Source organism: Leclercia sp. Colony189 (assembly GCF_009740165.1).
In the GTDB taxonomy this organism is placed as follows: domain Bacteria; phylum Pseudomonadota; class Gammaproteobacteria; order Enterobacterales; family Enterobacteriaceae; genus Enterobacter.
On record NZ_CP046557.1, the window covers coordinates 1408387 to 1432118 of the forward strand.

The following is a 23732-nucleotide window of genomic DNA, read 5'->3' on the forward strand; positions in this document are numbered from 1 at the left end:
TTTTTTTTGCGCGACAGTGTTTACGTGTGGAGACAGAGGCGGGCAGGGCGGATGAAAGTTAAGCAAACGGGCGTGAAAACATTTTTGGTGCGACGGGATGAAACAAATTAGCAACACATTGGTGTTAAATTATAGATTGTTAAAAGTAAAATATTTGTGATAATAATTTTTGATAAAACCCCTGCGGAAAATTACTGTGAACCATCTGACATTAGTAGTACAGGCTTATTAAAAAAATGCTTCGCTGCCTGCGTTAATTTAAATCACCTTTATTTATAATCCCCGCTTTATTTGATAACCATCAAGCGAATATTAAAACATATCATTAACATCATTTTCATTGCATTTACCACGCGTAAACACCCTTAACACGTTCAGGCATTATTGATTTATATCAATATTTAATACCTGGAAAAGAGCGTCAAAAGGCGCTAAATTGTTCCCGATCAAATTGGTCGGAAAGTGGTAATTTTGCTAAATATTGATCGCTGTCGTAAATCGTAAAAGACTTCCATTAAAAACCTGTTTATTGTAAGGGTTTTGCAGCGTAATATATTTGCGGGATCAATTTCAGTTTTTATTAACGCATCTGTAACCTTTCATCATCGCTTTTTCCTCCTGCGAGGATTAAGTAACGAAGAAAGGGTGCTGATAATTTTTGGGGCATGTGTGTGGATCCTTCTCTAACGGGATTCACTCTCGGAGTCTTCATGCGATGAGCAAGGAGTCATAATGTTAGACGTAGTCGAACTGTCGCGCTTACAGTTTGCCTTGACCGCGATGTACCACTTCCTGTTTGTGCCGCTGACGCTCGGTATGGCGTTCCTGTTGGCCATCATGGAAACGGTTTACGTCCTCTCCGGCAAACAGATTTATAAAGATATGACCAAGTTCTGGGGCAAGTTGTTTGGTATCAACTTTGCGCTGGGCGTGGCAACCGGCCTGACCATGGAGTTCCAGTTCGGGACTAACTGGTCTTATTATTCCCACTATGTCGGGGATATCTTCGGGGCGCCGCTGGCCATTGAAGGTCTGATGGCCTTCTTCCTCGAATCTACCTTTGTAGGTCTGTTCTTCTTTGGCTGGGATCGCCTGGGTAAAGTCCAGCATATGTGCGTAACCTGGTTGGTGGCCCTGGGCTCTAACCTGTCCGCACTCTGGATCCTGGTCGCCAACGGCTGGATGCAGAACCCTATCGCCTCTGATTTCAACTTCGAAACCATGCGTATGGAGATGGTCAGCTTCTCCGAGCTGGTGCTGAACCCGGTCGCGCAGGTGAAATTCGTTCACACTGTGGCCTCCGGCTATGTCTGCGGCGCGATGTTCGTGCTGGGCATCAGCGCCTACTACATGCTGCGTGGTCGTGACTTCGCCTTTGCTAAGCGCTCTTTCGCCATCGCGGCGAGCTTCGGTATGGCGGCTATCCTCTCCGTTATCGTGCTGGGTGATGAATCCGGTTACGAAATGGGCGACGTGCAGAAAACCAAACTGGCAGCGATCGAAGCAGAATGGGAAACCCAGCCTGCCCCGGCCGCCTTTACCCTGTTTGGTATCCCCGATCAGGATGCGCAGGAGAACCACTTTGCTATTCAGATCCCTTATGCGCTGGGCATCATTGCCACCCGCTCTGTGGATACGCCGGTTATCGGTCTGAAAGATCTGATGGTGCAGCATGAAGAGCGTATCCGTAACGGGATGAAAGCCTACTCGCTGCTGGAAGAACTGCGTTCCGGGACCAGCGATCAGTCTGTTCGCGACCAGTTTAACGACGTGAAAAAAGACCTTGGCTATGGCCTGCTGCTGAAACGCTATACCCCGAACGTCTCTGACGCGACGGAAGAGCAGATCCAGATGGCGACCAAAGACTCGATTCCGCGCGTGGCGCCGCTCTACTTCGCCTTCCGTATCATGGTGGGTTGTGGTGTGCTGATGCTGCTGATTATCGCCGCCTCCTTCTGGTCGGTCATTCGTAACCGTATCGGTGAGAAGAAATGGCTGCTGCGCACCGCATTGTATGCGATTCCGCTGCCGTGGATTGCCATTGAATCCGGCTGGTTTGTTGCGGAGTATGGCCGTCAGCCGTGGGCTATCGGTGAGGTGCTGCCAACTGCGGTGGCGAACTCCTCTCTTACCGCAGGCGATCTGATTTTCTCCATGTTGCTGATTTGCGGCCTCTACACTCTGTTCCTGGTGGCTGAACTGTTCCTGATGTTCAAGTTTGCGCGCCTTGGCCCAAGCAGCCTGAAAACCGGTCGCTACCATTATGAGCAGTCCACCGTTGCTTCTCAGCCTCACTACGAGCAGTCCACCGTGACTACTCAGCCGGCACGGTAAGACAGGAGTCATCAAATGATCGATTATGAAGTATTGCGTTTTATCTGGTGGCTGCTGGTCGGGATCTTACTGATTGGTTTTGCGGTCACTGACGGTTTCGACATGGGGGTGGGCATGCTCACCCGCTTCCTCGGTCGTAATGATACCGAGCGTCGAATTATGATTAACTCCATCGCCCCGCACTGGGACGGTAACCAGGTGTGGCTCATCACCGCAGGCGGCGCACTGTTCGCTGCCTGGCCGATGGTCTACGCGGCTGCGTTCTCCGGCTTCTATGTGGCGATGATTCTGGTGCTGGCATCCTTGTTCTTCCGTCCGGTCGGTTTTGATTACCGCTCGAAGATTGAAGACACCCGCTGGCGTAACCTGTGGGACTGGGGCATCTTCATCGGTAGCTTCGTGCCGCCGCTGGTCATCGGCGTGGCGTTCGGCAACCTGCTGCAGGGCGTGCCGTTCCACCTTGATGAATATATGCGCCTCTACTACACCGGTAACTTCTTCCAGCTGCTGAATCCGTTTGGTCTGCTGGCAGGGGTCGTCAGCGTGGCGATGATCATCACCCAGGGGGCAACCTACCTGCAGATGCGTACCGTGGGCGAGCTGCACCTGCGCTCCCGTGCCGTCTCGCAGATGGCGGCTCTGGTGACGCTGGTTGGCTTTGCGCTGGCAGGTCTATGGGTGATGTTTGGTATCGACGGTTATGTTGTGACCACTGCGATTGACCATACCGCGCCGTCGAACCCGCTGACCAAAGAGGTGGCTCGCGAGGCTGGTGCCTGGCTGGTGAACTTCAATAACACACCGATTCTGTGGGCGATTCCGGCACTGGGCGTCGTGCTGCCGGTGCTGACCATCCTGACCTCCCGCGCGGAGAAAGGGGCACTGGCGTTTGTCTTCTCTTCACTGACGCTGGCGTGCATCATCCTGACAGCCGGTATCGCGATGTTCCCGTTCGTGATGCCATCCAGCACGATGATGAATGCAAGCCTGACGATGTGGGATGCAACCTCCAGCCAGATGACCCTTAATCTGATGACGTTTGTGGCTGCCGTGTTCGTACCGATTATTCTGGCTTACACCGCCTGGTGTTACTGGAAAATGTTCGGTCGTATCACGAAAGAACATATCGAAAGCAACACCCACTCTCTGTATTAAGGAAGGAGCTGAATATGTGGTATTTCGCATGGATTTTAGGAACGCTTCTGGCCTGTGCATTTGGTGTGATTACCGCACTGGCGCTTGAGCACGTTGAAGCGACCAAAGCCGGTGAAGAAAAACACTGATGATCACGTATCTCTACGCGATCATGGATAAGCGCCCGTTAAGGGCGCTTTCCTTAGTGATGGCCTTACTGCTGGCGGGCTGTATTTTCTGGGATCCGTCGCGCTTCGCGGCGAAAACCAGCGAGCTTGAGATCTGGCACGGTTTTCTTATTATGTGGGCGGTATGTGCAGGCGTAATCCACGGGGTGGGATTTCGTCCGAAAGCCGTACACTGGCAGGGCATTTTTTGCCCGCTGATTGCTGATGTGATCCTGCTGTTGGGCCTGTTTTTCTTTTTCAACTGAATAAGAACTATCCGTTAATATTATGGGCTTACCCGGGCCCATAAAAATTTACTCTCTGTTTACTTTCCCCCATTCCAAACCACCATTCCCGCGCGTATAGTAGCGAAGTTTAAAAGCTCTAACCTTTTTTGCATTACCGGGATGTAAAGTGAATACAACGCTATTTCGATGGCCGGTTCGGGTCTACTATGAAGACACGGATGCCGGTGGTGTGGTTTACCACGCCAGCTACGTTGCCTTTTATGAACGAGCACGCACTGAAATGCTGCGCCATCATCACTTTAGCCAGCAGGTTCTGTTGGCGGAGCGAGTTGCCTTCGTGGTACGCAAGATGACGCTGGAGTATTTTGCGCCTGCCAGACTCGACGATATGCTCGAAGTCCAAACAGAAATAACATCAATGCGCGGAACCTCACTGGTTTTCACGCAGCGGATCGTCAATGCAGAGAACACGGTACTGAACGAAGCTGAAGTCCTGATTGTCTGTGTTGATCCACTCATCATGAAGCCTCGTGCGCTTCCTAAGTCTATTGTCGCGGAGTTTAAGCAGTGACTGACATGAATATCCTTGATTTGTTCCTGAAGGCAAGCCTTCTGGTTAAACTTATCATGTTGATTTTGATTGGTTTTTCAATCGCATCCTGGGCCATCATCATTCAGAGAACCCGTATCCTCAATGCGGCAGGCCGCGAAGCGGAAGCCTTTGAAGACAAGTTCTGGTCTGGTATCGAACTTTCCCGTTTGTATCAGGAGAGCCAGGGCCGTCGTGAAAACCTCTCCGGCTCCGAGCAAATCTTCTATAGCGGATTTAAAGAGTTCGCCCGTTTGCACCGCGCGAATAATCATGCGCCGGAAGCGGTAGTGGAGGGAGCATCCCGTGCGATGCGCATCTCCATGAACCGTGAACTGGAAACGCTGGAAACGCATATTCCTTTCCTGGGTACCGTGGGTTCCATCAGCCCCTATATCGGTCTGTTTGGTACGGTATGGGGGATCATGCACGCCTTTATCGCCCTGGGTGCGGTAAAACAGGCGACGCTGCAAATGGTTGCACCAGGTATCGCTGAAGCGCTGATCGCGACTGCTATTGGTCTGTTCGCGGCGATTCCAGCGGTTATGGCGTATAACCGTCTGAACCAGCGCGTGAACAAACTGGAACTGAACTACGACAACTTCATGGAAGAGTTCACTGCGATTCTGCACCGCCAGGCGTTTACCAGCACCGAGAGCAACAAGGGGTAAACCATGGCCAGACAGCGTGGACGGGGTCGTCGCGAACTGAAGTCCGAAATCAACATTGTACCGCTGCTGGACGTGCTGCTGGTGCTGCTGCTGATCTTTATGGCGACAGCACCCATCATCACCCAGAGCGTGGAGGTTGATCTGCCGGATGCGACAGAATCTCAGGCTGTAAGTACCAATGACGATCCGCCGGTAATCATTGAGGTATCCGGAGTAGGGCAGTACAGCGTGGTGGTGGAAAAAGATCGTATGGATCAGCTGCCGCCGGAGCAGGTCATTGCGGAAGCGCAACGACGCCTGCAGTCCAATCCGAAAACGGTCTTCTTAATCGGTGGCGCGAAAGACGTGCCTTACGATGAAATAATTAAAGCGCTGAACCTGTTGCATAGCGCGGGCGTTAAGTCAGTCGGCTTGATGACGCAGCCTATTTGATTATCTGCGTACACAACAGAGTTTTTGGGAACCCATAGTGTCAAAGGCAACCGAACAAAACGATAAGCTTAAACGGGCGATAATTATCTCGGCGGTGCTGCATGTGATTCTTTTTGCAGGACTGATCTGGAGTTCGTTCGATGAGCATCTGGATGCCGCTGCCGGAGGTGGTGGAGGTTCTTCCATCGATGCCGTCATGGTCGATCCCGGCGCGGTCGTTCAGAACTATAACCGTCAGCAACAGCAGCAGGCGAGTGCAAAACGTGCTGAAGAGCAGCGTGAAAAGCAGGCGCAACAGCAGGCGGAGGAGCTGCGTGAAAAGCAGGCCGCCGAGCAGGAACGTCTGAAGCAGCTTGAGAAAGAACGTTTGCAGGCGCAGGAAGCAGCGAAAGAGCAGGCGGAGCAGCAAAAACAGGCTGAAGCCGCCGCGAAAAAAGCGCAGGAGCAGCAGAAGCAGGCGGAAGAGGCGGCAGCCAAAGCCGCAGCGGAAGCGAAAGCGAAGGCAGATGCTCAGGCAAAAGAAGCTGCTGAAGCCGCCGCAGCCGCAGCGAAAAAAGCTGCAGCCGATGCCCAGAAACAGGCTGAAGCCGAAGCCGCAAAAGCAGCGGCTGACGCGAAGAAAAAGGCAGAAGCGGAAGCGGCTAGGAAAGCCGCTGCCGACGCACAGAAAAAAGCCGAAGCAGAAGCCGCTAAACAAGCCGCCCAGGAAGCCGAGAAAAAAGCGGCTGCCGAAGCAGCGAAGAAAGCGGCTGCTGCGGAAAAAGCCGCGGCCGCTGAAAAGGCTGCTGCTGAAAAAGCCGCAGCCGAGAAGAAAGCGGCTGCCGCAGAAAAAGCCGCAGCCGATAAGAAAGCCGCAGCCGAAAAAGCGGCTGCAGAAAAGAAAGCGGCTGCCGATAAAGCTGCTGCTGACAAAGCTGCCGCCGCGAAAGCCGCTGCCGCCAAGAAAGCCGCAGCAGAAAAAGCGGCCGCATCGGATGTCGACGATCTGTTCGGTGATTTAAGCTCAGGTAAGAATGCGCCGAAATCGGGTGGTGCAAAAGGTAACGGCCAACCAGCAAAAGATAGTGGAACAAGCGGGGCGAATGGTGGTGCGTCAGGCGCTGATATTAGTGCTTATGCTTCGCAGATTCGTAATGCAATTCAGAGCCGTCTATATGGCGCTGATCTGTATGCCGGTAAATCCTGTGTGCTACATATTAAGCTGGCGCCAGATGGCCTGCTGCTGGATGTCACTGAAGAGGGCGGTGATCCTGCCTTATGTCAGGCTGCGCTGACGGCTGCAAAAACTGCCAGAATTCCTAAACCGCCTAGCCAGGCTGTTTATGAAAAAGTAAAAGATGCCAAACTTGATTTCAAACTGTAGCGTTTTTCCCGCTAAAGTTGGCAAAACAGTCTACGTTTGAGGCTGTGGATTGGTAGTTTTGTTTATTTGGGTTTGTTAACATTCTGCTAAATTATGCGGGTAAGGTTACCCGGATATGGGAGATATGATGAAGCAGGCATTACGTGTTGCAATGAGTTTCTTAATGCTGTGGGCAGCGGTGCTGCACGCAGAAGTGCGTATCGAGATCACCCAGGGGGTGGATTCGGCACGTCCAATTGGTGTGGTTCCGTTCCAGTGGAAAGGGCCAGGCGCTGCGCCGGAAGATGTGGGCGGCATTGTTGCCGCTGACCTGCGCAACAGCGGTAAATTCAACCCATTAGACCGTTCTCGTCTGCCACAGCAGCCGGGCACAGCCGCAGAGTTGCAGCCAGCAGCATGGTCTGCACTGGGTATCGACGCGGTGGTGGTGGGTCAGGTGACCCCTAACCCGGACGGCGGTTACACCGTGGCCTATCAGCTGGTGGATACCGGTGGCGCACCGGGTACCGTGCTGGCGCAGAACAGCTACAAAGTGAACAAGCAGTGGCTGCGTTATGCGGGCCATACGGCAAGTGATGAAGTGTTTGAGAAGCTGACCAGCATCAAAGGCGCTTTCCGCACCCGTATCGCTTACGTTGTACAGACCAACGGCGGTCAGTTCCCGTATGAGCTGCGCGTCTCTGACTACGATGGCTACAACCAGTTCACCGTTCACCGTTCACCACAGCCGCTGATGTCTCCGGCCTGGTCGCCGGATGGTTCTAAGCTGGCCTACGTGACCTTCGAAAGCGGTCGTTCGGCGCTGGTTATCCAGACGTTATCTAACGGCGCGGTACGTCAGGTTGCCTCTTTCCCACGTCACAACGGCGCACCAGCATTCTCGCCTGACGGTTCTAAACTGGCGTTTGCCCTGTCTAAAACCGGTAGCCTGAACCTGTACGTGATGGATATCGCCTCCGGCCAGATCCGTCAGGTAACTGATGGTCGCAGCAACAACACCGAACCAACCTGGTTCCCGGACAGCCAGAACCTGGCCTTTACCTCTGACCAGGCGGGTCGTCCACAGGTCTATAAAGTTAATATTAATGGCGGTGCACCGCAGCGTATCACCTGGGAAGGTTCTCAGAACCAGGACGCCGACGTGAGCGCTGATGGTAAGTTTATGGTAATGGTCAGCTCGGCCGGTGGTCAGCAGCACATTGCTAAACAAGATCTGGGCGGGGGCGGCGTACAAGTTCTGTCGTCGACTTTCCTGGATGAAACGCCAAGTCTGGCACCTAACGGCACTATGGTTATCTACAGCTCTTCTCAGGGGATGGGATCCGTGCTGAATCTGGTTTCTACCGATGGGCGTTTCAAAGCGCGTATTCCGGCAACTGATGGACAGGTAAAATCACCTGCCTGGTCGCCGTACCTGTAATAATAATTAATTGAATAATATAGGAATCATAGAAATGCAACTGAACAAAGTGCTGAAAGGGCTGATGATCGCTCTGCCTGTTATGGCAATCGCAGCGTGTTCTTCTAACAAGAACGCCAGCAACGACCAGAGCGGCGAAGGCATGATGGGTGCCGGCACCGGTATGGACGCAAACGGCAACGGCAATATGTCTTCTGAAGAGCAGGCGCGTCTTCAGATGCAACAGCTGCAGCAGAACAACATTGTTTACTTCGATCTGGACAAGTTCGACATCCGTTCTGACTTCGCTGCGATGCTGGATGCGCACGCTAACTTCCTGCGTAGCAACCCGTCTTACAAAGTCACCGTAGAAGGTCACGCGGACGAACGTGGTACTCCTGAGTACAACATCTCTCTGGGTGAGCGTCGTGCTAACGCCGTTAAAATGTACCTGCAGGGTAAAGGCGTTTCTGCTGACCAGATCTCCATCGTTTCTTACGGTAAAGAAAAACCTGCAGTACTGGGCCACGACGAAGCGGCTTACTCCAAAAACCGTCGTGCCGTACTGGTTTACTAAGAGAATTGCATGAGCAGTAACTTCAGACATCATCTGTTGAGTCTGTCGTTACTGGTTGGTATAGCGGCCCCCTGGGCCGCTTTTGCTCAGGCACCAATCAGTAGTGTCGGCTCAGGCTCGGTAGAAGACCGGGTCACCCAACTCGAGCGTATTTCTAATGCTCACAGCCAGCTTTTAACCCAACTTCAGCAGCAGCTCTCTGACAACCAAACCGATATTGACTCACTGCGCGGACAGATCCAGGAAAGCCAGTATCAGCTCAATCAGGTTGTGGAGCGTCAGAAGCAGATCCTGTTGCAGATTGATAACCTGAATAATGGCGGCGCAGCAGCGCAACCGGCAGCAGGGGATCAGGGTGCTGCGGCAACGCCTCAGGCTGACACATCAGCCTCGACCGCTGCGCCTGTGCAGAGCGGTGATGCGAATACTGATTACAATGCGGCAATTGCCCTGGTGCAGGATAACTCGCGCCAGGACGAGGCGATGGCGGCGTTTCAGAACTTCGTGAAGAAATACCCGGATTCGACTTATCAGCCAAACGCAAATTACTGGCTGGGACAGTTGAATTACAACAAGGGTAAAAAAGACGATGCGGCATTCTATTTCGCCTCTGTCGTTAAAAATTACCCGAAATCACCGAAAGCTCCTGACGCGATGTATAAGGTCGGTGTGATCATGCAGGACAAAGGCGACACCGCAAAAGCGAAAGCCGTTTTCCAGCAGGTAGTCACAAAGTTCCCGGGCACCGAAGGGGCAAAACAAGCGCAAAAACGCCTTGCTGCGATGGGATGATTGCCGCATGACCAGAAATCGCTTTATTTCTGGTCTTGCCGCATAATTCGTAAGCAGTTAAGTGATATTCATCAAAATTTTAGTTGCGCAGAATTCTTAAATCAGTAATATATGCCGCCGTTGCCAAGGGATATCAAACACCCCAGAAGCAGCCGAAATAGTGGGTCGTTAGCTCAGTTGGTAGAGCAGTTGACTTTTAATCAATTGGTCGCAGGTTCGAATCCTGCACGACCCACCACTACTTAAGTAGAAAGCAGTAGGTTAGCGTGAAGGATAACGTTGCGTCAGCAACGGCCCGTAGGGCGAGGCGAAGCCGAGTCATCCTGCACGACCCACCACTAACTTAGTAGTAAGTAGTATCCAGCGTAGTATCGGGTGATTAGCTCAGCTGGGAGAGCACCTCCCTTACAAGGAGGGGGTCGGCGGTTCGATCCCGTCATCACCCACCACTCGGGTCGTTAGCTCAGTTGGTAGAGCAGTTGACTTTTAATCAATTGGTCGCAGGTTCGAATCCTGCACGACCCACCAATTTTACTTTCTGACTCAGAGAGTAAACGTGAAGGATAACGTTGCGTCAGCAACGGCCCGTAGGGCGAGGCGAAGCCGAGTCATCCTGCACGCCCACCACTTTCTGGTGGTACCGAGTAATAATCTTCGAAGTCAGCACCCGAATGGGTCGTTAGCTCAGTTGGTAGAGCAGTTGACTTTTAATCAATTGGTCGCAGGTTCGAATCCTGCACGACCCACCACTTCGAAGAAAAGCAGTACATCCCGCAAGGGGTCGTTAGCTCAGTTGGTAGAGCAGTTGACTTTTAATCAATTGGTCGCAGGTTCGAATCCTGCACGACCCACCAATTTTACTTTCTGACTCAGAGAGTAAACGTGAAGGATAACGTTGCATCAGCAACGGCCCGAAGGGCGAGGCGAAGCCGAGTCATCCTGCACGACCCACCAATGTAAAAAGGCGCCCTAAAGGCGCCTTTTTGCTATCTGTTATTCCAGAATCCAAAATGCGAGGGTTTACGTAGGTCGGGTAAGCGAAGCGCCACCCGACAAATGCTGCCCGCACGCTTTTGGTGTGACTTTCTCTCTCAGATTCGCTATCTTGTTTAGTATATAAAACACAATTGCCATTACTTTGGTTTCCGCCAAAAAATAACGGCAAACTTGTTAAGCCAGTAAAACGAGAAGCCAAAATGAGTGTGATGTTTGATCCAGAAGCCGCTATCTATCCTTTCCCACCAAAGCCTGCCCCGCTGAGCCTGGACGAAAAGCAGTTTTACCGTGAGAAAATTAAGCGTCTGCTCAAAGAGCGTGATGCGGTTATGGTGGCCCATTACTATACCGATCCTGAAATTCAGCAGCTTGCAGAAGAGACGGGCGGTTGTATCTCGGACTCGCTGGAGATGGCGCGCTTTGGTGCTAAGCATCCTGCTTCGACGTTGCTGGTGGCCGGGGTGCGTTTTATGGGCGAGACGGCCAAAATCCTCAGCCCGGAAAAAACGATCCTGATGCCGACCCTGAATGCGGAGTGCTCGCTCGATCTGGGCTGTCCGATCGACGAGTTTACCGCCTTCTGTGATGCCCACCCTGACAGAACGGTCGTCGTCTACGCCAACACCTCTGCCGCGGTTAAAGCACGTGCCGACTGGGTGGTCACCTCCAGTATCGCCGTTGAACTGATTGAGCATCTCGACAGCCTGGGCGAGAAGATTATCTGGGCACCGGACAGACATCTTGGCAATTACGTCCAGAAACAGACCGGAGCGGATATTCTCTGCTGGCAGGGCGCCTGTATCGTCCATGATGAATTCAAAACGCAGGCGCTGGCGCGCATGAAGGGGCTCTACCCGGATGCGGCCATTCTGGTTCACCCGGAATCCCCGCAGGCGATCGTTGATATGGCGGATGCCGTCGGCTCAACCAGCCAGCTGATCGCTGCCGCGAAGACGCTGCCGCATCGCCAGTTGATTGTGGCGACCGATCGCGGCATCTTCTACAAAATGCAGCAGGCGGTGCCAGAGAAAGAGCTGCTGGAAGCACCGACCGCAGGCGAGGGGGCAACCTGTCGCAGCTGCGCGCACTGTCCGTGGATGGCCATGAACGGGCTCAAAGCGATTGCAGACGGTCTGGAGACGGGCGGAGCCGCCCATGAAATCCATGTTGATGCCGCGCTGCGAGAGGGGGCGTTAATTCCGCTTAACCGAATGCTGGATTTTGCGGCTACACTACGTCCTTAAACCACGTAAACGTAACGCTCAGGGGAAAAGATGGATTTTTTTAGCACGCAAAACATTCTGGTACATATACCGATTGGCGCTGGCGGCTATGACTTGTCATGGATTGAAGCGGTCGGGACAATTGCAGGTCTGCTCTGTATCTGGCTTGCCAGTCTGGAGAAGATCGTCAACTACGCGTTTGGCCTGGTGAACGTCACCCTGTTCGCCATTATCTTCTTCCAGATCCAGCTGTATGCCAGCCTGCTGCTGCAGCTGTTCTTCTTTGGGGCCAATATCTACGGCTGGTACGCCTGGTCCCGGCAGAACAGCCAGCAGGAGGCGGAACTGCAGATCCGCTGGCTACCGTTGCCGAAGGCCATGGGCTGGCTGGCTGCCTGCGTGGTAGCCATTGGCCTGATGACGGTCTATATCGACCCGGTGTTCGCTTTCCTGACCCGCGTAGCGGTCTCGGTGATGAATACCCTGGGGCTGAACGTCACCATGCCGGAGCTGCAGCCTGACGCCTTCCCGTTCTGGGATTCATGCATGATGGTTCTGTCGATTGCCGCCATGATCCTGATGACCCGTAAATATGTCGAAAACTGGCTGCTGTGGGTGATCATCAACGTGATAAGCGTGGCGATCTTTGCCCTGCAGGGCGTCTACGCCATGTCGCTGGAGTATATGATCCTCACCTTCATCGCCCTGAACGGCAGCAGGATGTGGATCAACAGCGCGCGTGAACGGGGTTCACACGCGCTGGCACGTTAATGGTGGTGATGATGGGCGTGACCGGACGGGATCTCGTTGAGGTGGCAGTCCGGTCCGTTACAGGGGGTGTATTCCATCTGAATGGTGCTGTGCGCAATGGCGTAATGGTGCTCCAGAAAGTGCTGAATACGCCCCAGTAACGCATCATGATCGTGAGGCGGGATAACCTGAACATGCAGGGTCATCAGCGGTTTTTCTCCCACCATCCAGACGTGTACATGATGCACATCGCGCACTTCAGGAAGGGAGCGCGTTAAGTTGCGCTTCAGCGCCGGGATATCCAGCGTCGCCGGCGCCCCTTCCAGCAGCTCATTGACGCTCTCCTGTAGAAGCCGCCAGGCACTGCGTAACACCAGGCACGAGACTAGAATCGACAATATCGGGTCGATGGGCGTCCAGCCGGTCCAGAGGATCACCAGCGCCGCAACGATGGCTCCCACCGATCCCAGAAGATCCCCCAGCACATGCAGCGCCGCTGCCCGCACGTTGAGATTCTTTTCTCCACTGCCGCGATGCAAAATCCAGAACGCCAGGATATTGGCGATAAGCCCGGCAACGGCTACCACCATCATGGTGACACCCGCGACAGGCTGCGGATGGCGGAAACGCTGGAAGGCTTCCCAGACGATTAAAATCGTGATCAAGACCAGCGCGATGGCGTTGACGAAGGCGGCGAGGGTAGTGAGACGTAGCCAGCCAAAGGTGCGTCCGTGGCTAGGCGGGCGGCGGGCGAATATCACCGCCAGTAGCGCAAACAGCAGCGCAGCGGCGTCCGTGAACATATGACCCGCATCGGCCAGCAGCGCCAGCGATCCAGAAACCAACCCGCCGATCACCTCAATGATCATAAAGGTGGCGGTGACGCCGAACGCCAGCGTTAAGCGTTTAGCATTTTCATCCTGTGAAGAAGGGGCGTGCGAGTGGGAGTGCGCCATGAATACTGTCCCGGTAAATTATTATTTTAAGTGTAGAGTTTTTAACATTTTGCACAAAAAATAAAGGAGAGCCGTAGCACTCCTTCATCATAACCGCATTACCGTCAATTACTGAGTAGTGCCGTCAGTCTTTTGTTCTTGTGGGGTTCTTTCGGTATCAACTTTGCCGGATTGATCCGGACATTTACCGTCTTTACACATCGAATTCCTGTGCTGATCATCCTTGGACATGCCGTCGTTACTCATCTTACTTGGGTCGTCATTACCCATGACGGAGTTAGTGCCGCCAGTGGTTGAACTGTTGCCGGTACCATTGGTCACCCCGGTGCCGCTGGAGTTCGTTCCATCTGGATTGAGCATGGAACCCGTGCCAGTCCCCGTACCAGTACCAGTACCAGTACCTGTTGTGCCGGTTGTACCAGAACCGGTGTTAATCTGGCTGTTGCCGGTGTTATTTGGAGCAATATTCTGGCGTGCGTCAGGCGCAACGGCCCCTGCATCAGCGGCGGCATTCGCCTGGCCATTATTGGTGTTAGAGCCGGCGGCGCTATCAGCAGCCAGTGCCGCACCGCTCGCCATCGTGAGCGAAGCTGTCAGGAAAAGGGTTGCGAGTTTAGTCATTTTCATCATGCTGCTCCTGTTCTGGTCGTTATGTTCTGGATAACTTCTTTCCACAGTGCATATGCGAAATCGATATACTGCTCAGTGGTTAAAGATGCCATGATCCCTACTTAGGTCAGTATGGAATCGCGATAAAATTTATAAATGCAGTGCATACAGTTAAAAAGTTTAGGGTGTATCTCGTTTTTCGCTACTTTGTTGCGTTTTTTAAGCGAATTCCAGGATTTATCTGTGCGTAGTGTAAAAGTGAGTTTACACTTCCTGACTGACAAGATAGATTGGAGGGATTGCATTCATTTATAAAAGTATGGCAACGCTGGAACGAACATGAATTATCAGAATGACGATTTACGCATTAAAGAGATCAACGAGTTATTACCCCCTGTAGCGCTCCTTGAGAAGTTTCCCGCCACCGAAAACGCCGCCAATACCGTTTCTCATGCCCGTAAAGCGATCCATAAGATCCTGAAAGGTAATGACGATCGTCTTCTGGTGGTTATCGGTCCATGTTCCATTCACGATCCTGCGGCGGCAAAAGAGTATGCGGCGCGACTGCTGACCCTGCGCGAAGCGCTGAAGGATGAGCTGGAAATCGTCATGCGCGTCTACTTTGAAAAGCCACGCACCACCGTAGGCTGGAAAGGGCTGATTAACGATCCGCATATGGATGGCAGCTTCCAGATCAACGACGGTCTGCGCATCGCCCGTAAGCTGCTGCTGGACATCAACGACAGCGGTCTGCCTGCGGCGGGTGAGTTCCTCGATATGATCACCCCACAATATCTCGCAGACCTGATGAGCTGGGGCGCCATTGGCGCGCGTACCACCGAGTCTCAGGTTCACCGCGAGCTGGCGTCAGGGCTCTCCTGCCCGGTTGGTTTTAAAAACGGCACCGATGGCACCATCAAAGTGGCGATTGACGCCATTAACGCTGCCGGGGCGCCGCACTGCTTCCTCTCCGTCACCAAGTGGGGTCACTCCGCGATTGTGAACACCAGCGGGAACGGCGACTGCCATATCATTCTGCGCGGCGGCAAAGAGCCTAACTACAGCGCGGCGCACGTCGCCGAAGTGAAGGCGGGCCTGGAAAAAGCCGGTCTGGCGGCGCAGGTGATGATCGACTTCAGCCATGCCAACTCCAGCAAGCAGTTCAAAAAGCAGATGGATGTGGGCACCGATGTCTGCCAGCAGATTGCCGGCGGTGAAAAGGCGATTATCGGGGTGATGATTGAAAGCCACCTGGTGGAAGGCAATCAGAATCTGGAAGGCAGCGAGCCGCTGGTCTACGGTAAGAGCGTCACCGATGCCTGCATTGGCTGGGACGATACCGAAACGGTACTGCGCCAGCTGGCGAATGCGGTGAAAGCCCGTCGCGGCTAAAAAAATGCCGGATTCGCATCCGGCATTCAGAACGCAGAGCCCGGTCATCGCGACCGGGCTTTTTTATTACTTGGCTTTACCCTGGTTCGCAACGGCCGCCGCTTTAGCCGCGATTTCGTCAGCGTTACCCAGATAGTAGTGCTTGATTGGTTTGAAGTTTTCGTCGAACTCGTACACCAGCGGCACGCCGGTCGGGATGTTCAGCTCGAGGATCTCGTCTTCACCCATGTTGTCCAGGTATTTCACCAGCGCGCGCAGGGAGTTACCGTGCGCAGCGATGATCACGCGCTCACCGCTTTTCAGGCGTGGCAGAATGGTTTCGTTCCAGTAAGGAACAACGCGATCGATGGTCAGCGCCAGGCTTTCGGTAGTTGGCAGCTCAGCGTCAGTCAGGGATGCGTAACGCGGATCGTGGCCTGGGTAACGCTCGTCATCTTTGGTCAGCTCTGGTGGGGTGACCGCGAAGCCGCGACGCCACTGTTTAACCTGCTCGTCACCGTATTTCTCTGCGGTTTCGGCTTTGTTCAGACCCTGCAGCGCACCGTAGTGACGCTCGTTCAGCTTCCAGGACTTCTCAACCGGCAGCCAGGCCTGATCCAGTTCGTCCAGTACGTTCCACAGGGTATGGATGGCACGTTTCAGCACGGAGGTATAAGCAAAATCGAAGCTGAAGCCTTCGTCTTTTAGCAGTTTGCCCGCTGCTTTCGCTTCGCCAACACCTTTTTCGGACAGGTCAACATCATACCAACCGGTAAAGCGGTTTTCGTTGTTCCACTGGCTTTCGCCATGACGTACCAGAACCAGCTTAGTTACAGCCATATTTTACTCCTCCAGAACAAGCATTATTTGAATGATAACAATTCTCATTGTATTGCTGCGGCTGAGCCGCGGGCAACGCTTAACCCTAACCATAGCGAAAATAGTGTCGCAGTGTAAGATGCTTGTGAATGAGGGGTTGTGATTTTGTCGGTGACTGGCGCTATTTTCAGCAAGATGGATAAAAAAAGCCCTCCGGCAGGAGGGCTGGTTTTTATTGCGCAATAAAGTGATATTCGGTAACGCTGATGTACTCTTCGCCCGGGCGCAGTATGCAGTCAGGCTGCGGCCATTCCCCATGATTCGGGCTATCGGGTAAGAACTCGCTCTCCAGCGCCAGACCCTGCCAGGCCCGGTATTCTCCATCTTCGCGCGCCGGGGTACCCTCGAGGAAGTTACCAGAATAGAATTGCAGGGCAGGGGCGGTGGTATAGACCGTCATCTGCAGCTTTTCATCGGCAGACCAGAGATGCGCCGCGGGCTGGCTCAGATCGCCCTGGGCATCAAGCAGGAAAGCATGATCGTAACCGTTCACCTTGCGCTGGTGGTCATCCGCCAGGAAATCCTGGGCGATAGCTTTGGTAGTGCGGAAATCAAAGCTGGTACCCGCCACCGCTTTTAATCCTTCATGGGGGATCCCCATTTCATCGACCGGCAGATAGCGCTGGGCCAGCAGTTGCAGCCTGTGGTTACGCACGTCGCTGCAGTCGCCGTCGAGGTTGAAGTAAGCGTGGTTGGTCAGATTGACCGGGCAAGGTTTATCCACGGTGGCGCGGTAGGTAATGGCGATCCGGTTGTCCTCCGTTAAGCGATAATGGACGCTCGTCGAACAGTTGCCAGGGTAGCCCTGGTCGCCATCCGGGGAGTCGAGGGCCAACAGCGCTTCGCCATCGTTCTGCTGCACAATGCGCCAGCGGCGCTTGTCAAATCCATCCGGGCCGCCGTGGAGCTGGTTTTCGCCCTGGCTTGGCAGCAGGTCATAGCGCACGCCGTCCAGTTCAAAGCGGCTTTTGGCGATACGGTTGGCATAACGGCCTACCGAGGCGCCCAGGAAGGCCGTTTGCTCCACATACTGCTCAGGTGACGCACAGCCGAGCAGGGTTTCGCGGACGCTGCCGTCGGTCATCGGGACGCGGGCGGAGAGCAGCGTCGCACCCCAGTCCATCAGCGTGACGACCATCCCTGCTTCGTTGCGCAGGGTGATCAGGCGATACGGCAGGCCGTCAGGGGCGAGAACAGGTGTTTCGTTTAGCACTGGCCAGCTCCTTGTGATGCATTACAAACATAGAAAGTCTCTTTGATACCGGTTTTGGCTTCATACTGTTGTTCCACGGCTTGCTGAACAACCGGCACCAGTTCCTCCGGTACCAGCGCCACCACGCAGCCGCCGAAGCCGCCGCCGGTCATACGCACGCCGCCTTGATCGCCAATGGCGGATTTCACAATCTCAACCAGGGTGTCGATCTGTGGAACGGTGATTTCGAAGTCATCGCGCATGGAAGCATGCGACTCGGCCATCAGCTCACCCATCCGTTGCAGATCGCCTTTCTCCAGCGCAGCCGCTGCTTCTACGGTACGGGCGTTTTCGGTCAGGACGTGACGAACGCGTTTTGCCACTACCGGGTCCAGCTCGTGGGCCACTTTATTGAACTCGGTGAGCGAGACATCACGCAGCGCAGACTGCTGGAAGAAGCGCGCGCCGGTTTCACACTGCTCACGGCGGGTGTTGTACTCGCTGCCCACCAGGGTGCGTTTGAAATTACTGTTGATGATGATCACCGCCGCGCCTTTCGGCAGGCTGACCGCTTTGGTGCCCAGCGAGCGGCAGTCGATCAGTAACGCGTGGCCTTTTTTGCCCAGCGCCGAGATCAGCTGATCCATGATGCCGCAGTTACAGCCGACGAACTGGTTCTCTGCTTCCTGGCCGTTAAGGGCGATCTGCGCACCGTCCAGCGGCAGGTGATAAAGCTGCTGGAAGACGGTGCCGACAGCCACTTCCAGCGAGGCAGAGGAGCTCAGGCCCGCACCTTGTGGGACGTTGCCGCTGATCACCAGATCTGCGCCGCCAAACTCCTTGTTACGTTTTTGCAGATGCTTCACCACGCCGCGGACGTAGTTAGACCACTGCTGGCTGTCATGGGCAACAATCGGCTCATCCAGCGAAAATTCATCGATCTGGTTGTCATAATCCGCTGCCATAACGCGCACCTTGCGGTCGTCGCGTTTTGCGCAGCTGATCACCGTCTGGTAATCAATGGCGCAGGGCAGGACGAAACCGTCGTTGTAGTCGGTATGTTCGCCGATGAGGTTAACGCGGCCTGGCGCCTGGATTGCGTGAGTGGCGGGATAACCAAATTTTTCAGCAAACAGGGCGTGGGTTTTATCTTTCAGACTCATTGTTATTCTCCGGATTCGCGAAAATGGACATCACTCACTGCACGCAGACGCTCTGCGGCCTGCTCCGCCGTCAGGTCACGCTGGGTTTCTGCCAGCATCTCATAGCCGACCATAAACTTACGTACGGTGGCGGAGCGCAGCAGCGGCGGATAGAAGTGGGCGTGCAGCTGCCAGTGTTGATTCTCTTCGCCATTAAACGGTGCGCCGTGCCAGCCCATGGAATAGGGGAAGGAGCACTGGAACAGGTTGTCATAGCGGCTGGTCAGTTTTTTCAGCGCCAGCGCCAGATCGCTGCGCTGGGCGTCGCTCAGATCGGTTAACCGCAGAACGTGGGCTTTCGGCAGCAGCAGGGTCTCGAATGGCCATGCCGCCCAGTATGGCACCACCGCTAACCAGTGTTCGGTTTCCACGACGGTGCGGCTGCCATCAGCCAGCTCGCGCTGGACATAGTCCAGCAGCATGGACGACTGCTGCTCAGCGTAATAGGCTTTTTGCAGGCGATCTTCCCGCTCCACTTCGTTAGGCATAAAGCTGTTGGCCCACACCTGGCCGTGGGGATGGGGATTCGAGCAGCCCATCGCCGCGCCTTTGTTCTCGAAGACCTGCACCCAGGGATAGGTTTGTCCCAGTTCGGCGGTCTGTTCCTGCCAGGTTTTCACCACTTCGGTCAGCGCTTCTACGCTCAGCTCCGGCAGGGTTTTGCTGTGATCCGGCGAGAAACAGATTACCCGGCTGGTGCCGCGCGCGCTTTCGCAGCGCAGCAGCGGATCGTCACTCTGCGGGGCGTCCGGCGTGTCGGTCATCAGGGCGGCAAAGTCATTGGTAAAGACGAAGGTGCCTTTGTAGTCCGGGTTGATATCGCCGGTGACGCGAGTATTTCCCGGACAGAGGAAGCAGTCCGGATCGTGCTGGGGCAGTGTCTCGCTGGACGGTGTCTCCTGCGCGCCCTGCCAGGGGCGTTTGGCGCGATGCGGAGAGACCAGGATCCACTGCCCGGTTAATGGATTAAAACGACGATGCGGGTGATCGACGGGGTTAAATTGGGTCATGACAGGTCCTTAGTCCGAATAGCCTTGTGGGTGGCGAGACTGCCAGCGCCAGGTATCCTGTGCCATTTCGTCAAGCGTGCGGGAGACACGCCAGTTAAGCTCTTTATCCGCCTTCGATGCATCGGCCCAGTAGGCAGGCAGATCGCCGTCGCGACGCGGGGCGAAGTGGTAGCTCACCGGTTTGCCGCAGGCGGCGCTGAAGGCATTCACCACATCCAGCACGCTGCTGCCGACGCCCGCACCGAGGTTGTAAATGTGAACGCCCGGTTTATTGGCCAACTGCTGCATGGCGGCGACGTGGCCGTCGGCGAGATCCATCACGTGAATGTAGTCGCGAACGCCGGTGCCGTCCGGGGTAGGGTAGTCGTTGCCGAAGACCGCCAGCGAGTCACGACGGCCTACCGCAACCTGGGCAATATAGGGCATCAGGTTGTTAGGAATGCCCTGCGGATCTTCACCCATGTCGCCGGATGGGTGCGCGCCCACCGGGTTGAAATAACGCAGCAGGGCGATGCTCCACTCCGGCTGTGCTTTTTGCAGGTCGGTCAGGATCTGTTCCACCATCAGCTTGCTCTTGCCGTACGGGCTTTGCGGCGTACCGGTCGGGAAGCTTTCAACATAAGGGATTTGCGGCTGGTCGCCGTAGACGGTGGCGGAAGAACTGAAGATCAAGTTTTTGACGCCCGCCGCGCGCATGGCAGAGACCAGGCGCAGCGTGCCGTTGACGTTGTTGTCGTAATATTCCAGCGGCTTCGCCACGGATTCGCCCACCGCTTTCAGGCCAGCAAAGTGAATCACCGTATCAATGGCGTGATCGTGCAGGATCTCAGTCATCAGCGCTTCGTTACGAATATCGCCTTCGACAAAAGCAGGCTGTTTACCGGCCAGGCGCTCCATAACCGGCAGCACGCTGCGTTTACTGTTGCACAGGTTATCAAGGATGATGACGTCATGGCCATTTTGCAGCAGTTGCACACAGGTATGACTTCCTATGTAACCGCTACCACCTGTTACCAGAACTCGCATATTTCGCTCCATTAGGCTTATGGTATGAGATAATCCTAGCATAACAGAGAGCAGGAAAGTGTGACATGGGATAAAATAGTGGAATCGTTTACACTGCACAAAACGCAGCTGCTCTCCGGCTAAAAAAGGATTGTAGATCAAAGCGCTTGGGGTGGGATGTTGCAGGTTGTCCGAAAAAGAGCGGGGGCGTGGCCCCCGTCAGGATGTCAGATGCGGCCAACCTGGTAGCGATAGCCGTCGCCGTTGGCGACAAATTCCAGGCGGTGGGTGATACAGGCGGGCGCGTCTTCGGCATGGTGAGAAACAAACAGTAGCTGCGTTTCACCTTCGCTAATCAGGACATCAACAAAACGGCGAATAAGCTGGCGGTTCAGGGGATCCAGCCCCTGTAGCGGCTCGTCGAGGATCAGCAGCGTCGGGTGTTTCACCAGCGCGCGCACGATGAGTGCCAGCCGCTGCTGGCCCCACGACAGGCTGCTGAACGGGGCATCCGCAACCCGGTTATCCATCCCCAGAATATCCAGCCACTGCTGCGCCAGCTTGTGCTGCCGGTCAGACACCGCCTGATAAATCCCGATGGAGTCGAAATAACCGGACAGGATGACGTTGCGCACCGTGGTACTGACGCGGTAATCGAGGTGCAGGCTGCTGCTGACGTAGCCAATATGTTTTTTGATATCCCAGATGGTTTCGCCGCTGCCGCGACGGCGGCCAAAGAGGGTGAGATCGTTGCTGTAGCCCTGGGGGTGATCCCCGGTAATGAGGCTAAGCAGGGTCGATTTCCCGGCGCCATTAGGGCCGACAATCTGCCAGTGCTCGCCGGGATTTACCGTCCAGCTTAACTGGTTGAGGATCGGACGATCGTTATAGGAGACCACGCCGTTATTCAGCACAATCCGCGCCTCGCCCTCCGGCAAACCGTGACGCGCAGATGGCGCATCCGGTTCGGGCAGGGTAATGCCGTTCAGTTTTTCACTGTGCGCCAGTTGGGCAATCAGCGCCTGCTTCAGCAGAGCCGCTTTTTCGCCCACCGCCGTCAGGATGCAGTCGGCCAGCACCCCCGCGTGCTGGACAAAATCGGGGATCTCGTCAAAACGGTTCAGGACCAGCACCAGGGTATAGCCCTGCTGATTAAGCGAGGCCAGCAGATCCGCCAGCTGGCTGCGGGATTGCACGTCGAGGCCGTCAAAAGGTTCATCCAGGATCAGCAGGTCGGGGTCGGCCATCAGGGCCTGGCACAGCAGTGTTTTGCGGGTTTCACCGGTAGAAAGATACTTGAAACGTCTCTCCAGCAGGTAAGTGATGCCGAACTGTTCCGCCAGCTGGCGGCAACGGACGTCGTCTTTCATCTCGTCCTGAATGATTTCAGCGGCCGTTCGGCCAGTATCATCTTCATCGGGGCTGAGCATATCGGTGTTGTTACGCTGCCACTCGTCGCTGACCAGTTTCTGCAGTTGCTCGAAGGAGAGGCGGGTCACGCGGGTGAAACTGCTCTGGCGTTCGCCCTTCAGCAGCGTCAGCTCGCCAGCCAGGGCGCGGGCGAGGGCAGATTTACCGCTGCCGTTACTGCCCACAAAAGCCCAGCTTTCACCACCATTCAACGTAAAATCAGCGAGGGTGAGCGTGCGCGTGTCGCTAAGACGAAACGTGCCTTGCGCAATTTGCAATGATGACATGATTTATCCCATTTTTTGCAGCAATAAGCATCAGGGATAACCCACTGTCGGCACACATGTCAATGCGCTTAGCACAACGTGGCGATAATCACCCGGTCGGCATTAAAATATGCGGTCGCCTCAGCACCTTCTTCTAAATCCTGGCTCTGGGCCGCAGGCACGGTGGCGCAGAGCGTCTGGCCGTCGGGCAGGGTCATCAGCACTTCACACTGCTCGTCGCCACGGTCGATATGGTTGATAACTCCCTGTAGCTGGTTATCCGCCTGTTTTGCCGTTTCCCTGTCCAGCGTGATGTTGACCCATGGCGCTTTCAGCAGCACCAGCACCTCTTTGCCCTCATCCAGCCCCAGCCGCTTGCCGCTCTGGGCCGTAATGGCAACTTTCAGGCGGGTGGTGCCGTCGGCGAGTAAAATATCGACATGCTGCTGGACCTGGTCATCATCGCGGGCGGTGACCGTGCCAAACCACTGGTTGCGGGCGCTGGTTTGCAAAGAGAAACGCGAGATGGCGCCGAGCAGGCTGTCCAGCGGCAGGGCGTCGTCATCGCTTAAAACATCAAAGGCCTTTTGCTGGATCTGCGCCAGCAGGTCATAGAGCTGGATCAGCCGCTGCCCGTAGCGCGTCAGGATGGCACCGCCGCCGCCTTTGCCGCCGGTGGCGCGATCGACCAGGGTCTGTTCGCTCAGCGTGTTCATCTCGTTGATGGCATCCCACGCGCTTTTATAGCTAATTCCGGCGTTTTTTGCCCCCTGGCTGATGGAGCCGGTTTGCTCAATTTGCTTGAGCAGGGCAATGCGGCGGGGATCGGCGAACAGTTTTTGCGAAAGACGTAGGGTGAGGAGAATTTCGGCCTGCATAACAATGTCCTGGCAAAAGGGTTATTGTGACGTAATTCGTTACCGGCGCAAACTGTACCGCACAAAAGGGGATGTAATTCTCGCTTTTCCGGTTAGAATAAGGCAATTCACATTGTCTGGAGAAAGCCATGTTAGAGTTGCTGAAAAGTCTGGTATTCGCCGTGATCATGGTACCAGTGGTGATGGCTATCATCCTCGGTGCCATCTACGGCCTGGGTGAGGTGTTCAACATCTTTTCCAATGTCGGCCACAGAAAACAGCCGAAAAAACAGCATTAAT

General features: G+C 54.8%; 24 protein-coding genes and 5 tRNA genes. 20 read left to right on the plus strand and 9 right to left on the minus strand.

Going from position 1 to position 23732, the window contains the following annotated elements:
- Window positions 1–732: 732 nt before the first annotated feature.
- The 18 genes from cydA (at window position 733) to pnuC (ending at window position 12696) form a co-directional block, all read left to right on the plus strand.
- On the plus strand, window positions 733–2334 hold the full coding sequence (gene cydA / locus GNG29_RS06610) for a cytochrome ubiquinol oxidase subunit I (RefSeq protein ID WP_103178724.1): 1602 nt from the start codon (window positions 733–735) through the stop codon (window positions 2332–2334).
- A 15-nt stretch (window positions 2335–2349) separates the two neighbouring features.
- Window positions 2350–3489 (plus strand): cytochrome d ubiquinol oxidase subunit II, encoded by a 1140-nt coding sequence (gene cydB / locus GNG29_RS06615; RefSeq protein ID WP_103178725.1) that lies wholly within the window; start codon window positions 2350–2352, stop codon window positions 3487–3489.
- A 14-nt stretch (window positions 3490–3503) separates the two neighbouring features.
- The gene (gene cydX, locus GNG29_RS06620) at window positions 3504–3617 is read left to right on the plus strand and encodes a cytochrome bd-I oxidase subunit CydX (RefSeq protein ID WP_003858598.1); all 114 of its coding nucleotides are present in this window, start codon (window positions 3504–3506) and stop codon (window positions 3615–3617) included.
- Entirely contained in the window at window positions 3617–3901 is a 285-nt protein-coding gene (ybgE, locus tag GNG29_RS06625) for a cyd operon protein YbgE (RefSeq protein ID WP_103178726.1), read from the plus strand. The genes cydX and ybgE overlap by 1 nt, the downstream gene beginning before the upstream one ends.
- Before the next feature lie 148 nt (window positions 3902–4049).
- The gene (gene ybgC / locus GNG29_RS06630; RefSeq protein ID WP_032617092.1) at window positions 4050–4454 is read left to right on the plus strand and encodes a tol-pal system-associated acyl-CoA thioesterase; all 405 of its coding nucleotides are present in this window, start codon (window positions 4050–4052) and stop codon (window positions 4452–4454) included.
- Complete coding sequence (tolQ, locus tag GNG29_RS06635; RefSeq protein ID WP_072036639.1) at window positions 4451–5143, plus strand: Tol-Pal system protein TolQ; 693 nt, start codon at window positions 4451–4453, stop codon at window positions 5141–5143. The genes ybgC and tolQ overlap by 4 nt, the downstream gene beginning before the upstream one ends.
- 3 nt (window positions 5144–5146) lie before the next feature.
- Window positions 5147–5575, plus strand: a complete 429-nt coding sequence (gene tolR / locus GNG29_RS06640; RefSeq protein ID WP_039029343.1) for a colicin uptake protein TolR — start codon at window positions 5147–5149, stop codon at window positions 5573–5575.
- Between the two features lie 37 nt (window positions 5576–5612).
- A complete protein-coding gene (tolA, locus tag GNG29_RS06645; RefSeq protein ID WP_156654110.1) occupies window positions 5613–6938 on the plus strand; it encodes a cell envelope integrity protein TolA in 1326 nt (441 codons plus the stop codon).
- Between the two features lie 127 nt (window positions 6939–7065).
- Window positions 7066–8358, plus strand: coding sequence for a Tol-Pal system beta propeller repeat protein TolB (gene tolB / locus GNG29_RS06650; protein ID WP_103178728.1), 1293 nt, complete (start codon window positions 7066–7068; stop codon window positions 8356–8358).
- Between the two features lie 34 nt (window positions 8359–8392).
- Window positions 8393–8914, plus strand: coding sequence for a peptidoglycan-associated lipoprotein Pal (pal, locus tag GNG29_RS06655; protein WP_032617096.1), 522 nt, complete (start codon window positions 8393–8395; stop codon window positions 8912–8914).
- Between the two features lie 9 nt (window positions 8915–8923).
- Window positions 8924–9706 carry a cell division protein CpoB gene (cpoB, locus tag GNG29_RS06660; RefSeq protein WP_103178730.1) on the plus strand — a complete coding sequence of 261 codons (783 nt, stop codon included), beginning with the start codon at window positions 8924–8926 and terminating at the stop codon, window positions 9704–9706.
- Between the two features lie 162 nt (window positions 9707–9868).
- Window positions 9869–9944 (plus strand) — tRNA-Lys (locus GNG29_RS06665).
- 135 nt (window positions 9945–10079) lie between these two features.
- A tRNA-Val gene (locus GNG29_RS06670) sits at window positions 10080–10155 on the plus strand.
- Window positions 10156–10158: 3 nt separating this feature from the next.
- Window positions 10159–10234 (plus strand) — tRNA-Lys (locus GNG29_RS06675).
- A 145-nt stretch (window positions 10235–10379) separates the two neighbouring features.
- Window positions 10380–10455, plus strand: a tRNA-Lys gene (locus tag GNG29_RS06680).
- Between the two features lie 29 nt (window positions 10456–10484).
- Window positions 10485–10560: transfer RNA gene (locus GNG29_RS06685), tRNA-Lys, on the plus strand.
- A 342-nt stretch (window positions 10561–10902) separates the two neighbouring features.
- Window positions 10903–11946, plus strand: a complete 1044-nt coding sequence (nadA, locus tag GNG29_RS06690) for a quinolinate synthase NadA (RefSeq protein WP_156654111.1) — start codon at window positions 10903–10905, stop codon at window positions 11944–11946.
- A gap of 30 nt (window positions 11947–11976) precedes the next feature.
- A complete protein-coding gene (pnuC, locus tag GNG29_RS06695; RefSeq protein WP_103178732.1) occupies window positions 11977–12696 on the plus strand; it encodes a nicotinamide riboside transporter PnuC in 720 nt (239 codons plus the stop codon).
- Here pnuC and zitB read toward each other — a convergent pair.
- Window positions 12693–13631: a CDF family zinc transporter ZitB gene (gene zitB / locus GNG29_RS06700; protein ID WP_103178733.1), complete on the minus strand. Its 939-nt coding sequence runs from the start codon at window positions 13629–13631 to the stop codon at window positions 12693–12695. The two genes, pnuC and zitB, sit on opposite strands and share 4 nt — an antisense overlap.
- 108 nt (window positions 13632–13739) lie before the next feature.
- A complete protein-coding gene (locus GNG29_RS06705; RefSeq protein ID WP_156655446.1) occupies window positions 13740–14258 on the minus strand; it encodes a protein YbgS in 519 nt (172 codons plus the stop codon).
- A gap of 321 nt (window positions 14259–14579) precedes the next feature.
- Here GNG29_RS06705 and aroG point away from each other — a divergent pair, with 321 nt between their 5' ends.
- The gene (aroG, locus tag GNG29_RS06710) at window positions 14580–15632 is read left to right on the plus strand and encodes a 3-deoxy-7-phosphoheptulonate synthase AroG (RefSeq protein ID WP_103178735.1); all 1053 of its coding nucleotides are present in this window, start codon (window positions 14580–14582) and stop codon (window positions 15630–15632) included.
- Window positions 15633–15698: 66 nt separating this feature from the next.
- Here the strand turns inward: aroG and gpmA are convergent, their stop codons facing one another.
- The 7 genes from gpmA to modE form a co-directional block, all read right to left on the minus strand.
- Entirely contained in the window at window positions 15699–16451 is a 753-nt protein-coding gene (gene gpmA / locus GNG29_RS06715; RefSeq protein WP_103178736.1) for a 2,3-diphosphoglycerate-dependent phosphoglycerate mutase, read from the minus strand.
- 211 nt (window positions 16452–16662) lie between these two features.
- Window positions 16663–17703, minus strand: coding sequence for a galactose-1-epimerase (gene galM, locus GNG29_RS06720; protein WP_103178737.1), 1041 nt, complete (start codon window positions 17701–17703; stop codon window positions 16663–16665).
- The gene (galK, locus tag GNG29_RS06725; protein ID WP_114387637.1) at window positions 17697–18845 is read right to left on the minus strand and encodes a galactokinase; all 1149 of its coding nucleotides are present in this window, start codon (window positions 18843–18845) and stop codon (window positions 17697–17699) included. The genes galM and galK overlap by 7 nt, the downstream gene beginning before the upstream one ends.
- A 2-nt stretch (window positions 18846–18847) precedes the next feature.
- Window positions 18848–19894 carry a galactose-1-phosphate uridylyltransferase gene (gene galT, locus GNG29_RS06730; RefSeq protein WP_103178739.1) on the minus strand — a complete coding sequence of 349 codons (1047 nt, stop codon included), beginning with the start codon at window positions 19892–19894 and terminating at the stop codon, window positions 18848–18850.
- Between the two features lie 9 nt (window positions 19895–19903).
- On the minus strand, window positions 19904–20920 hold the full coding sequence (gene galE, locus GNG29_RS06735; RefSeq protein WP_156654112.1) for a UDP-glucose 4-epimerase GalE: 1017 nt from the start codon (window positions 20918–20920) through the stop codon (window positions 19904–19906).
- 206 nt (window positions 20921–21126) lie between these two features.
- Window positions 21127–22596, minus strand: coding sequence for a molybdate ABC transporter ATP-binding protein ModF (gene modF / locus GNG29_RS06740; RefSeq protein WP_156654113.1), 1470 nt, complete (start codon window positions 22594–22596; stop codon window positions 21127–21129).
- Between the two features lie 68 nt (window positions 22597–22664).
- Complete coding sequence (gene modE, locus GNG29_RS06745) at window positions 22665–23453, minus strand: molybdenum-dependent transcriptional regulator (protein WP_156654114.1); 789 nt, start codon at window positions 23451–23453, stop codon at window positions 22665–22667.
- Window positions 23454–23581: 128 nt separating this feature from the next.
- Here modE and GNG29_RS06750 point away from each other — a divergent pair, with 128 nt between their 5' ends.
- Window positions 23582–23731 (plus strand): AcrZ family multidrug efflux pump-associated protein, encoded by a 150-nt coding sequence (locus tag GNG29_RS06750; RefSeq protein ID WP_103178743.1) that lies wholly within the window; start codon window positions 23582–23584, stop codon window positions 23729–23731.
- Window position 23732 lies beyond the last annotated feature (1 nt).